Annotated in this window: 14 protein-coding genes; 5 read left to right on the top strand and 9 right to left on the bottom strand. The window is 34.0% G+C overall.

Going from position 1 to position 12,556, the window contains the following annotated elements; translation table 11 throughout:
• Positions 1 to 64 precede the first annotated feature (64 nt).
• Complete coding sequence (locus tag BM088_RS06585; protein WP_091982012.1) at positions 65 to 565, bottom strand: GGDEF domain-containing protein; 501 nt, start codon at positions 563 to 565, stop codon at positions 65 to 67.
• Positions 566 to 609: 44 nt separating this feature from the next.
• On the opposite strand from BM088_RS06585, the gene BM088_RS06580 reads away from it, so the two are divergent.
• Positions 610 to 1,776, top strand: a complete 1,167-nt coding sequence (locus tag BM088_RS06580; protein ID WP_091982009.1) for a hypothetical protein — start codon at positions 610 to 612, stop codon at positions 1,774 to 1,776.
• Between the two features lie 24 nt (positions 1,777 to 1,800).
• Here the strand turns inward: BM088_RS06580 and BM088_RS06575 are convergent, their stop codons facing one another.
• Together BM088_RS06575 and BM088_RS06570 are read right to left on the bottom strand one after the other, a co-directional pair.
• On the bottom strand, positions 1,801 to 2,154 hold the full coding sequence (locus BM088_RS06575; protein WP_091982005.1) for a TraR/DksA family transcriptional regulator: 354 nt from the start codon (positions 2,152 to 2,154) through the stop codon (positions 1,801 to 1,803).
• A 111-nt stretch (positions 2,155 to 2,265) separates the two neighbouring features.
• A complete protein-coding gene (locus tag BM088_RS06570) occupies positions 2,266 to 3,225 on the bottom strand; it encodes a tRNA-dihydrouridine synthase (protein ID WP_091982001.1) in 960 nt (319 codons plus the stop codon).
• A gap of 214 nt (positions 3,226 to 3,439) precedes the next feature.
• Between BM088_RS06570 and BM088_RS06565 the strand changes: the two genes are divergently transcribed.
• The 3 genes from BM088_RS06565 (at position 3,440) to BM088_RS06555 (ending at position 5,632) form a co-directional block, all read left to right on the top strand.
• On the top strand, positions 3,440 to 3,913 hold the full coding sequence (locus tag BM088_RS06565; RefSeq protein ID WP_091981996.1) for an HvfA family oxazolone/thioamide-modified RiPP metallophore: 474 nt from the start codon (positions 3,440 to 3,442) through the stop codon (positions 3,911 to 3,913).
• 70 nt (positions 3,914 to 3,983) lie between these two features.
• Positions 3,984 to 4,868, top strand: coding sequence for an HvfB family MNIO-type RiPP peptide maturase (locus BM088_RS06560; RefSeq protein ID WP_091981992.1), 885 nt, complete (start codon positions 3,984 to 3,986; stop codon positions 4,866 to 4,868).
• Positions 4,869 to 4,885: 17 nt separating this feature from the next.
• A complete protein-coding gene (locus tag BM088_RS06555) occupies positions 4,886 to 5,632 on the top strand; it encodes an HvfC family RiPP maturation protein (RefSeq protein ID WP_091982309.1) in 747 nt (248 codons plus the stop codon).
• A gap of 322 nt (positions 5,633 to 5,954) precedes the next feature.
• Here the strand turns inward: BM088_RS06555 and BM088_RS06550 are convergent, their stop codons facing one another.
• The 6 genes from BM088_RS06550 to leuS form a co-directional block, all read right to left on the bottom strand.
• Complete coding sequence (locus BM088_RS06550; protein ID WP_091981988.1) at positions 5,955 to 6,281, bottom strand: hypothetical protein; 327 nt, start codon at positions 6,279 to 6,281, stop codon at positions 5,955 to 5,957.
• 39 nt (positions 6,282 to 6,320) lie between these two features.
• Positions 6,321 to 7,007: an HD domain-containing protein gene (locus tag BM088_RS06545; RefSeq protein WP_091981985.1), complete on the bottom strand. Its 687-nt coding sequence runs from the start codon at positions 7,005 to 7,007 to the stop codon at positions 6,321 to 6,323.
• 67 nt (positions 7,008 to 7,074) lie between these two features.
• Positions 7,075 to 7,707 carry a nicotinate-nucleotide adenylyltransferase gene (nadD, locus tag BM088_RS06540; RefSeq protein WP_091981981.1) on the bottom strand — a complete coding sequence of 211 codons (633 nt, stop codon included), beginning with the start codon at positions 7,705 to 7,707 and terminating at the stop codon, positions 7,075 to 7,077.
• A gap of 1 nt (position 7,708) precedes the next feature.
• Positions 7,709 to 8,746: a DNA polymerase III subunit delta gene (gene holA / locus BM088_RS06535; protein ID WP_091981978.1), complete on the bottom strand. Its 1,038-nt coding sequence runs from the start codon at positions 8,744 to 8,746 to the stop codon at positions 7,709 to 7,711.
• Between the two features lie 32 nt (positions 8,747 to 8,778).
• Positions 8,779 to 9,297, bottom strand: a complete 519-nt coding sequence (locus BM088_RS06530) for an LPS-assembly lipoprotein LptE (protein WP_245763775.1) — start codon at positions 9,295 to 9,297, stop codon at positions 8,779 to 8,781.
• A 1-nt stretch (position 9,298) separates the two neighbouring features.
• On the bottom strand, positions 9,299 to 11,878 hold the full coding sequence (gene leuS / locus BM088_RS06525) for a leucine--tRNA ligase (RefSeq protein WP_091981975.1): 2,580 nt from the start codon (positions 11,876 to 11,878) through the stop codon (positions 9,299 to 9,301).
• 196 nt (positions 11,879 to 12,074) lie between these two features.
• On the opposite strand from leuS, the gene BM088_RS06520 reads away from it, so the two are divergent.
• A complete protein-coding gene (locus BM088_RS06520) occupies positions 12,075 to 12,551 on the top strand; it encodes a zinc ribbon-containing protein (protein ID WP_091981972.1) in 477 nt (158 codons plus the stop codon).
• The last annotated feature ends 5 nt before the right edge of the window (positions 12,552 to 12,556 follow it).

The following is a 12,556-nucleotide window of genomic DNA, read 5'->3' as shown; positions in this document are numbered from 1 at the left end:
TTTTATTTAGTATTTATAAACCCTATTCTTTTTAGAATAGGGTTTTTTTTATGGATAATAATTTTTAATGTAATTGATGAATAGTATAGGCATTTGTGCCTTGATGTTCTGCTTCTGTAAGAGTCATAGCTGTTTTTTCGAAAAGGTTTTCAATTAGAATTGATGTACTTGGTAATACATTTGTGGCACCAACAGTAATATTTACAGCCGTAGATCTTAATTTAATGTTTTGTTCAATTTCTTTTTGTATTCTCTTAACAATTACATTTGTACCTTGCTTATTTAAATCAAACAGGCCTATGGCAAAAAACTTATCATCAAACCGGCAAATAATATCACTACTACGATACGTCAGTTCTTCAAGTAAATGTGCTATTTGGATAAAGCATTCTTTTTCAATTGAGTTAGATAAATTAATGTGGGGGTTTAAAAATAAAATTGATAAAGCAGCTTTATCTCGCATTAATCTATGCCATTCACGGTTAAATACTTCCATAAAATATGCTTGATTGTATAATCCTGTTTCACCATCTCTGAACGATGCATTTTGAAAAGAATAGATCATAGGCCACCTTTAAATAAATCATCTTTGTATAAGGTTAGATTAGCTTGAATAAATTTACACAACTTTTATTTATAATTTTAATATTATCTGGTTGTAATGAACCGAAAAAAGACACTAACTTAGATATTCAGACATCAATATCTCAGTTAAAAGAGTTAAATAATTCATTATTACCTATAAGTACTTCTTCATCGGGTGATGTCATTTTGCCATTTACTGAAGAGTACTTATTAAAGAGAAATGAACTATATTTGGCATTCCAAAGTATGGCAGATCCAAAAAAATTAGTATCTCATACTGAGTTAAATTACCTCATTATTGGGCAGCGCTTTCCCGAACGCTATTTTCCATGGCCGTCTCAAACAAATGTCGTTATAAATGTATTAAATGACTTTGAGGCCATTAATCCCCATAAAATAAAAGTGGTTAAAAAATGGATTGCCAATATAGAAAGTAAATTAATTGAAGCAAAAAATAGTAAATTAAAATTAGATAAAATTGCGCATAAAAATTTATTGGAACAAATACAATCATCAAAAATTTTTGTTGAAAAAATAGTAATCCAACATGAAAAGAATAATGCTCTTGTCAGTCTAAATGAACTTTTAATGGTGTTAGATAAATTACATCTTTATATAAAGTCATATAAACCACGAAATATGTTAGGTCTACATCAAATTCCTAACGGTAAGGACTGGTATCAAGCAAAATTAAATTATTTTTTAAGTGCAACAGATGCTCCATCTGCTTGGCTTGGCAAGATACAAAATAAACTTAAAGCATTAAATGTTTCTAAAAAGGTTGGTTTTACAAATGAACTAAGTGAAAAGTGTAAGTCTGATTTGATTTCAAGTGGGTATATTCTTCCTCTTACTATGTTAAAAGCATTATCTTCAACTTTTAATGGAAAGTTAATTTCGGAAAAAGTGAATGGATTAGATTGGCAGCAAGGATATATTAATTATCCAAAAACATATGAAAAGCTATATCGTGATAAAACTGAATTATCGACAAGCTATCAGATATTTATATTAACACTTGCTGAAATTGATTTAGGGATCCACTATCAAGGCTGGGGAGCTGAACAGGCGATTTTAGTACTCAATACACGTATTGCTTTAGATAGTAATCAAACAAGTGCTCTAATCGAATATATTATGTTTCATCCTGGACAAATTATGGCTGGGACAAAAAAACTATTAAGTTTATAAAAAATATATCAGCCGTTTAATTATTTAAATGGCTGATTTATTGGCACATGATTTACATCTTTGTTCAGTGGGATCTTTATTTAGCTTAGACACTGATATTTGAGTTTCACAATCAGCACAAAACCCATAAACTCCTTGTTCAAATTGACATAAAGCAGCTTCTACTTTGTTGAGCCTAGTTACTTGTTCACTTAGCGTGGGATACACGTTATTTTGTAATAACTCTACCCATTTAGTTGTGGGTGTTGACTTTAGTTTAACTGAGAGCGTTTGCTCATAACTATTGTCTGATTGGCTAAGCTCCCATAACAAAATAGTCCGTAATTGTTCAACTTCGTTGCTTAAACGTTGTTTAAAAAGTAAAAGAGAATGTGCCATCTACAAGATTTCCTTATAATTTTGACCAAACATATTGGCAGATACCTATTTGGTGAATATGTCATCGAATTATAGGGCGCTAAAGTGTCATTTTGGCATGATGTAAATCAATTAAATGCTGTTTGCATGTATTTTTAGCATATTTAAGACATCTTCTTTGAGCTTAAAGCGTTTAATGTCATTAAAAAGTAGCACTGCTTCAGGGTAAGTGAATTGAAGAAACCTTAACCATTGTTTAGTCCGGGAAGAAAAATATTTATCCTTTTTTGGATCTTCATTGTGCATCGATGAATCTATAATATGATGTAAAATATTCTGCCACGTTAGACTTGTATATTTATTGCCTAAGTTTGATTGCATGATTTGTTTTGCAAGGTCAGGTTTCGCTAATGCACCTCTTCCGATCATAATATCATTACAACCACTTTTAAGTTGACATCTTTTATAATCATCAAGTGACCAAACTTCCCCATTAGCGATAACCTGCATCTTATGGTGCGTTTTTAATAGTGGCTTTATTTTTTCCCAATATGCCGGAGGGCGATAGCCATCTTTTTTAGTTCTGGCATGTATTGTAATTGTATTTGCACCAGCTTGATTTATTGCATCAAAAATCTCTTGTGACAGGCTATCATCATCAAATCCTAATCTGATTTTTGCTGAGACTTCATTCTTTTTTGGAACAACTTCGCGCACTTTTTTTACAATGTCATAGATATGTTCAGGTGTTTTTAATAAAACGGCTCCGCCTTTGCTTTTGTTGACTGTTTTTGCAGGGCAGCCAAAGTTTAAATCTATACCATGGGACCCTAAATCTGATGCAATTAACGCATTTTCTGCCAAATAATTAGCATCTTGTCCAAGAAGTTGAACTCTTACAGGGGTACCAGAGCGAGTTTTACCTGAGGTTAATAGTTCAGGGCAATATCTTAAATAAACCTTAGCTGATAAGACCTGGTCTACGATACGAACAAACTCAGTGACACAGAGGTCAAAACCACCAATATCCGTGAGTAATTGGCGCATATTGAAATCTACAACACCTTCCATAGGCGCTAAAATGATTTTCATAAAATATTTCTGAGGTTTTAAATTTAAGCAAAGCATTTTACAGAGAAGTATCTACTTGATAAATCTTTATTTAGCTTGCATAGTAATATTTTCAGAATGTTATTAATAAGTTTTTAATTTATTTTTTTATTTTGAAATTTAATAAATCAATGACAGGTCTTCATAAGTAACGTAAGTATTAACGCAAGTAAATTTAAATTAAGGGAAATCTAATATGAAATCTTTAAACAAAAAATCTATGGCATTAACTTTAGGTGCTGTTGTTATTGGTACATCAAGTTTAACCTCTGTAAATGTACACGCAAACCCTTTTGAAATGCAAACGATGTCTTCTGGCTACCAGCTTGCGTCTGGTGAAGGCAAGTGTGGCGGTGACATGAAAAAAGAAAAAGAAGGTAAATGCGGTGAAGGAAAATGTGGCGGCGACATGAAAAAAGCCAAAAAAGAAGGCAAGTGTGGCGAAGGTAAATGTGGTGGTGACATGAAAAAGGCCAAAAAAGAAGGCAAGTGTGGCGAAGGTAAATGTGGTGGCGACATGAAAAAGGCCAAAAAAGAAGGGAAATGTGGCGAAGGTAAATGTGGTAGTGACATGAAAAAAGCAAAAAAAGAAGGTAAGTGTGGCGAAGGCAAGTGCGGTGGCGACATGAAAAAATCTAAAAAAGAAGGCAAATGTGGTTCAAACAAATAATTATTTTTACTTTTTTTGTTTATGAAGAAAAAGGCCAGTCTTTCTGGCTTTTTTCATATAAGGTGTTTAAATGAATCGTAATATATCTTCATTCGGCGCAGCAGGTTTAGGTTTACGCCGAGAAATGCTAGATGAAATGATTGAAGATTTTCCTCAAGAAATTGATTTTTTAGAGATTGCACCGGAAAACTGGCTTGTTTTAGGTGGACTTTTTGGTAAGCAATTAAAACAATTAACACAAAAGCATCAGTTTGTATGTCATGGGTTATCTCTTTCTATTGGTTCTCCAGAGCCTCTTGATATTGAATTTGTGAAGCAATTAAAACCATTTTTTGAGTCTCATAATATTAAAACTTATAGTGAACATTTAAGTTATTGTTCGGGTAAGGGGCATATGTATGATCTGATGCCGATACCATTTACTAACTCATCTGCCCATTATGTCGCACAGAGAATAAAACAGGTGCAAGATATATTAGAAATGACAATAGCCATTGAAAATGTATCTTATTATGCAGCTCCTGGACAACAGATGCCTGAAATTGAATTTATAAATCAAGTATTAGAGTTAGCCGATTGTGATTTATTGCTTGATGTTAATAATATTTATGTAAATTCGGTTAATCATAATTATGACGCGATAGATTTTTTAAAACAGCTACCAAGTAAACGTATAGCTTATGGACATATTGCGGGACACTTTAATGAAGCTGACGATTTACTAGTTGATACCCATGGTGCAGATGTGATTGACTCAGTTTGGTCTTTATTAGAAAAAGCATATGAATTTCATGGTGTATTTCCGACGCTATTAGAGCGAGATTTTAACATCCCCCCACTTAATGAGTTATTAAAAGAAGTGAATCGCATTAAACTCATTCAAAATGCCTATCATGTTAAAGGTTTGAAAAATAAAGTTTCAAACAAACTTATTAATAAAATTGGATCGATATAATTATGTCGTCAAAAGAAATTGATTTTAAAGACATACAAGCCCAGTTTATGGCGCATATTCGTAACCCTTTAAATACAAGCGTTCCCTCTGATGTAGAGCCTCGGCGTATGGCCATATATAGTGATTTATTTTTTAATAATATTGAAGGCTTTGTTGCATCAGCTTTCCCTGTTCTTAAATCTCTTTATGAAGATAAAGCTTGGGTTACTTTGGTCCGTCAATTTTTTATTGAGCATGATTGCGAGACACCTTATTTTTTAGAAATATCACAGGAATTTATTGCATTTTTAAGCAATGAATATCAAATGAAGCCTAGTGATCCTGATTTTATGCTTGAGCTTGCACATTATGAATGGGTGGAATTGGATATTTCTATAAGAGATCAGAATGAAAAAGAACTTACTTTTGAAGTTGAATATTTAGAGTCAACAGCGTTGTTTTTATCGAGTTTATCTTGGTCTTTAAGTTATCAATATCCAGTGCATCATATTAGTATTGATTATCAGCCTGAAAATGCGCCTGATGAACCTAGTTACATCATTGTATTTAGAGATTCAGGTGATGAAGTTAGGTTTATTGCCATTAATGCTATGACTGCACTTATGTTGCAAATAATTACTGAACATCCAGGTATTATTTTTGAAACGTTATGCGACCAAATACATATTCAAGCTCAAGGTTTAGCCTTAAATGTAATAAAACAAGGTGCTATTTCGGTTTTAATCTCATTGGCTGAAAAGGGGATTTTAGTTACAAAAATTTAAATTATCGAGTTTATGTTTTAAATGTGAGATTTTTCATAGCTTCAAGCTTTATTGATTGCAAAAATTGCTCTATTATTGCGCCGCGTCTGTGTTTAATCAATAAAGGTAAAGAAATATGAGCCATCAAGGTGAGTTTAAAGACCCGTTTAATTTTAAATATTTTTTAGTGTTTCTAATTGTATTTGCTGGGGTTGGTTGTTTGAATGCGATTTTGGGCTGGTATAAGTTACTATCTTTATAGTGCATTAAACCCTGTAAATAATTCTGTAGCTTGAACTTTATTTTATCACCGAGGTTATTTAATAAAGTTCAGCCTGCAGAATTATGTTCTGTCTAAATAAATCTCAATATACTCAGTTACCTGCTCTTCTAAACTCTCCTCAAACTGGTTTTTAACCTGTCCAAAAATAGCTAAATAAGATGACACTCTATCGTTATTTAAGTTTCTAGAGTTAATTTTATACTCCCATTCAGGTAAGTTTTTATCAAATCTAGGTACAAATTGATAAGAAGCATAGGGCAGTTCATTGATGTTAGAATTTGCAAAATTACAAAAACCTTCAATTAATTCAGCGCCTTCAGGTCCTAAACATCCGGGTTCAAGCCTAAATAATACTGATAATTTTTTTTCTGCTGGGAGTTCAGTCACATTATCACCTATATAAATCTTATCTTAATAGATTAGCTTTTATTTGATTAAACTAATATTTTTTTCTTGTTTTTGTTTAAATACAATACCTGTTTCATGGCCTAGTTGCTCTAGATATTCAACCATAAATTGCCATCTATTTTCTGCTTCACCTATCCCGGAAGGTGTTTTCATTGTGTTAACCAGGCCTTGTAACTTAACAAAAAAATGATCTATGCAAAAATTTTTATCATCTAGTTCTCTATTTTGTGAAAATGGGTCTTCAAAATGATAAAGTTTACTTTGCCATGTTGCACCTAACATAAGGCATCGAGATAAACCAACGGCACCTAACGCATCTAAACGGTCAGCATCTTGTACAACTTTAGCTTCAAGAGTGCGAGTTTCAATATTTGCGGTAAAACTGTGGGCTGTAATTGCATGGTGAATAGCATCATAAAACTCAGCAGGATAACTTACCTCTTTAAGATATTTAATTGCTCTGTCAGCACTTAATCTAGAGCCCTGAGAGCGAAGTTCAGAGGTTTTTGGGATGTTGACACAATCATGTAACCAACATGCTGGAATAACGATGTTTAAATCAGCATTTTCTTTTATGCCTAATTTAACTCCGCTGGTGACAACCCGTTTAATATGAGCAATATCATGGGCTGGATCTTCCACCATTTGGTCAATTACAAACAGTTGAAATTTTTCTTGCCATCGTTCAAGGTATTTATTTGTCATGGTGCAGTATATTTTGATTTTTATATAATAATATTATCATCAAACGATAAATTACAGGAGTGAAAATTCAAGCGCTAAAATATAAGTTGTTCTGTGCTATATATTGGCAGACTGCTTTTGGAAGTAAATTCGTTATTGAGTCAAACTGAGTTATATTTTCTCTGATATTTGTTGAAGAAACATCCAATGTGGGGGTTTTCAAAAAATAAGCTTTACCAGCTTTATGAGACTTTAAACTTTCAATGTTACTAGTTTTGGCTTGTGCTAAATAATTTAATGTATTTACTGACGGATTAAAAGTTTGGCCGGGTCTTTGGCAAATAACGAGATGGCATAATTGCGTGATTTCTTGCCAGTGATACCAGGTATCTAGCGTGTTTAATGAATCCATACCAATTAAAAAAAGTATGCTTTGATCTGGGAATTTCACATTAAGTTCACGTAAACTTAAAATAGTATATGAAGCACCTGTGCGATTAAGTTCTCTTGTATCTAAATCAAACTTTTTATTATATTTTATAGCTAAATTTATCATGTTTTTACGGTCATCGGCACTTACATTAGCTGATGACTTGTGTGGTGGTGTAGCGCAAGGCATAAAATAGAGTTTTTCTAGTGAAAGTTGTTTAGTGCAATGTTCAGCAATATTTAAATGACCTAAATGAATAGGATCAAAAGTGCCGCCAAAAATACCTATCATATTAGTCTTCGTTATAAATGGGTAATGAAACTGAAAATGTTTGTGTAAAACATACACCTATATGAGCTAGCGCTTGCCAAGGAGAAACCAGCAATCCACTTTTATAACTGATATCAAATTGAGCAAGTAAAATAATGATATGTTTTAATTGTGCTAATGGAATACGGTTTAGGGCATTTTGGTAAAGTGCTTGCTTGTTTTTCCATATATTATGCTTTTTGAATAGTTGATTTGTATTTTCACCTAATTGAAGTGCTTGGCTCATATCCAATAACTGTTGTGCATCGCGTGTTATAGCCCAGCTGACACTGGTGACTTCACCATGATTTTTTTTGATATTACTGATTATATTAACTATGTTGTCAAGGTTCCCTTGTAGTAAGGCATCTGACAAATCAAAAATATCAAACTTAGATTGGTTTAATAAAACACTCGTCAGATCTGCTTTAGTTATGGGCTTATTTGCATAAAGTAAAACTAATTTTTCGAGTTCCTGATGGGTTGCGAGCAAATTACCTTGGGTTGACTCTAATAAGAATTGTTTGGCTTGATGATCTAATTTTAATGATAAATTTTGGCATTGCTGATTTAGCCAAGTATTTAAATGATTATCTGTAATTTCGTAACAAGGAATAAATAGTCCCTGTTTGTCTAGTGCTTTAAACCAGGCTGTTCTTTGAATGTCTTGACCTGCTTTATTGCCTTTAATGATAACAATACAATCAGGGTTGATGTGTTCCGCTAAAGATTTTAAAAATTTTGCGCCAGTTTGTCCGGTTTTTTGTTCAGCTAAGTCAATTTCAATGATACGTTTATCACTAAATAGTGACAAGCTGTTGTATTCTTGAGCAATTTCATTCCAATCAAATTGCGGTAAAATACTGAATTTGATGACTTCATCAAAACCATTTTTTTTAGCCTGTTTACGAATATCATTAGTACATTTTTGTACTTGGAAGGGCTCTTCACCCATAACCAAATAAAAAGGGTTTAAGTTTTTATTTAGTTGTGCAGGTAATTGATTTACATAACAGCGCACAGGTTACTGTACGCCATTTTGGTAACAAAAGATCATAGTTGAGATAACTCTCTTATGATCCTATCGCTTGCCTGTAATCGCATTTCGGCTAAGATAATATCTAGCTCTTTTGCTTTTGCTAAGGCTTGGTTTGGATCATCTTGGTAAGTGCGATAAAGCTCAAATTTTTGCTGTACTAATTTTTCACCAGGGCGAATTAATTGATATGCAACATGGTAAGTCAGTTCATATTCCGCAACTTGTCCATTTTTAAATAAAGATAATGTACGTCTGTCTAGCTTATCTCTATTTAAAATAAGCTGCGGGCTATTCGCTTGTCGGCCATTTGCATTATCAGAAAAATCGACCTTAGCTTTGATTAATTGTTTTTTAAGTTGGCGATATAATGCTGATTTAGCATCATCTGAAGTGACTGTCAGGTACCGCAACTCCTGTGGTAATACTGAAGCTTTTTTTAATTTAAAGCCGCAGCCACTCAGGACAAGAGCACATAGTAAAACTGCTATGAACTGCTTGTAATTCATCATCACTTGATTAAAAAACAAAGGCATATTAATTTGCAACCACGTTTAAGATTTTGCCTTTAATGTAAATTACTTTACGAATGGTTTTACCATCAATAAATTTATTTACAGTCGCATCTGCAAAAGCAACTTTTTCAACTGATTCTTGATCAGCATCTGCAGCAACAGTCAGTTTTGCACGTACTTTACCGTTAACTTGCACTATGACTAGTTTCTCGTCTTCAACAAGTGCACTTTCATCAAATGTTGGCCAAGATGCATCAATCACATCGCCTTCAAACCCTAAAGTTTGCCATAACTGGTGGCTGATATGTGGCGTGATAGGTGAAAGCATAATAATAATAGCTGTTAATGCTTCGTTTGCTAAAGCAATATCTTGCTCATCAGCTAAAGGTGCTTTGTTTAACTTGTTTAATAATTCCATTACCGCTGCAATTGCAGTATTAAAAGTTTGACGACGGTTTAAATCATCAGTTACTTTTGCAATGGTTTTATGTAACTCACGACGCAGCGCTTTTTGGTCATTTGTTAGCGTATCTTTATTAAGTTCAGCAGTACCAGCCGCTTTAACATCGTATGCGTATTTCCAAACACGTTTTAAGAATCTATGAGAGCCTTCAACACCTGAGTCAGACCATTCTAAAGTTTGCTCTGGCGGTGCTGTAAACATCATAAATAAACGTACTGTATCAGCACCATATTGGTCGATTACAGTTTGTGGGTCGATACCGTTATTTTTAGACTTAGACATCTTGGTAGTGCCTGCGGCAAAAACAGGTTCACCATCGTCTTTATGCCATGCTTTAGTGACACGACCTTTTTCATCTTTTTCGGTTTCAACATCACTTGGTGCAATCCAAATATCGCCACCTTTTTCATCTTTACGATAAAAAGTTTCAGCTAATACCATGCCTTGACATAATAAACGCTCAAAAGGTTCATCACAGTCAACTAAACCAAAGTCGCGTAATAACTTATGGAAAAAACGCGAATATAATAAGTGTAAAATAGCGTGTTCAATACCGCCGATGTATTGGTTTACCGGCAACCAATAGTTTGACTCTTTAGGGTCTAACATGGCTTCATCATTACGTGGACTACAGTAACGGGCGTAATACCAAGAAGACTCCATAAAAGTATCAAAAGTATCTGTTTCATGAAAAACAGGTTGACCATTGATTTCAGCTTTAGCCCACTCAGGATCAGCTTTAATTGGCGAAGTTACACCATTCATTACGACATCTTCAGGTAGACGTACTGGAAGCATTTCTTCAGGTGCGGCAATCGTTTGGCCATCTTCATCGCTTAACATAGGGATAGGAGAACCCCAGTAACGCTGGCGACTTACACCCCAATCACGTAAACGGAAGTTAACTTTACGCTCACCACAGCCCATTTGGGTCACTTTATCAGCAATGGCATTAAACGCTTTTTCAAAATCTAGGCCATCAAATTCTGCAGAGTTAACTAAAGTGCCTTTTTCTGTGTATGCGCTTTCGCTTATGTCAGCTGTATTATCTTCGTTAGTAATAACTTGTTCGATATTTAAGCCGTAAGCAGTTGCGAACTCATAATCTCTTTGATCATGACCTGGAACAGCCATAACAGCACCTGAGCCGTAACCCATTAATACAAAATTAGCGATCCAGATTGGTACTTGCTTACCCGTTAATGGATGAACTGCATAGAAACCAGTTGCAATGCCTTTTTTCTCCATCGTTGCCATATCAGCTTCAGCAACTTTGGTGTTTTTACATTCTTCGTTGAATGCAGCAATATCAGCGTTATTTTTAGCAGCTTCAATTGCAATTGGGTGACCTGCTGCAACAGCAACATATGTCACACCCATAATCGTATCTGGGCGAGTTGTGTAGATAGAAAGGTCTTCATTCGTATCTGCACGCTTAAATGTGATATCTAAACCTTCTGAACGACCAATCCAGTTACGTTGCATGGTTTTAACTTGCTCAGGCCATTCATCTAACTTATCTAAATCGTCTAATAATTCTTGTGCGTAGTCAGTGATTTTAATAAACCATTGTGGAATTTCTTTTTGTTCAACTAAAGCACCTGAACGCCAGCCTTTACCATCAATTACTTGCTCATTAGCAAGCACAGTTTGATCTACTGGATCCCAGTTAACCGTTGACATTTTTTTATAAACTAAGCCTTTTTCATATAGCTTAGTGAAGAACCATTGTTCCCACTTATAGTAATCAGGATGACAGGTTGCAATTTCACGATCCCAATCATAACCAAAGCCTAAACGCTTTAATTGATCACGCATATAGTTGATATTTTCATAAGTCCATTTTGCAGGCGCTGTATTATTTTTAATAGCTGCATTTTCTGCAGGTAAGCCAAAACCATCCCAGCCCATGGGCTGCATAACATTTTTACCTTGCAGACGTTGGAAACGTGAAACAACATCACCGATAGTATAATTACGTACATGGCCCATGTGCAGTCGGCCACTTGGGTATGGGAACATAGATAAGCAGTAAAACTTTTCTTTATCTTCTTGCTCAGTTACTTTAAAAACTTTATTTTTGTCCCAGTACGTTTGTACCTTTGACTCTATATCTTGCGGGGTATATTGCTCTTGCATTTACAATTCCAAACTTATTGCAAAAAATCACTAAAAAATTGACGTTAGGATAACCTAAATTTGTATCAGATTGAATAAATAGATTGAGACATTTATAGGTTTGATTGGTACTTAACTAAATTTTATTAAAAATTGTTCATAACTGTATGAAATTACCTATACTTATTACAAGAGGGCATTCGCTAAAGGTGAAATCATGGATAATAAAAATAATTATTTTGATTGGATAAATGATCTCCATGCTTGGCTAAAAGATGTTGAGCAAAATGAAATGAAACATTTAATTGAAAAAATAATGCAGGGGGAGCAAGCATTTAAAAAATTCAAAAACATAAGTGAAAAACAACTATCGGTTTATCAAAAAAACTTATTACTCGATTTATCACACTACCAACAAAATCAAAACCATTATAATGATTTAGCACTACAAGAGTTTAAAGAAACAATTTGGTGTGAATTGGCCGTTATTGCCGATAAATCACAGCTCGAATGGCAATCATTAGTGGAAGACTTTAAGCATAATGGAGAATATCATCAAGGTCAGTGGATCGGATTTGGGGAACTGGTTTGTAAACAATGTGGAGATATCACCCATAGCTTTCATCCAACTCAAGTAACTGCTTGTAATGAGTGTGGAGGCATTTATTTTACGCGGCAAGCGTTATCACCTTAATTCTA

The organism is Pseudoalteromonas denitrificans DSM 6059, assembly GCF_900112265.1.
In the GTDB taxonomy this organism is placed as follows: Bacteria; Pseudomonadota; Gammaproteobacteria; order Enterobacterales; family Alteromonadaceae; genus Pseudoalteromonas; species Pseudoalteromonas denitrificans.
This window is presented reverse-complemented; position numbering and strand designations above follow the sequence as displayed.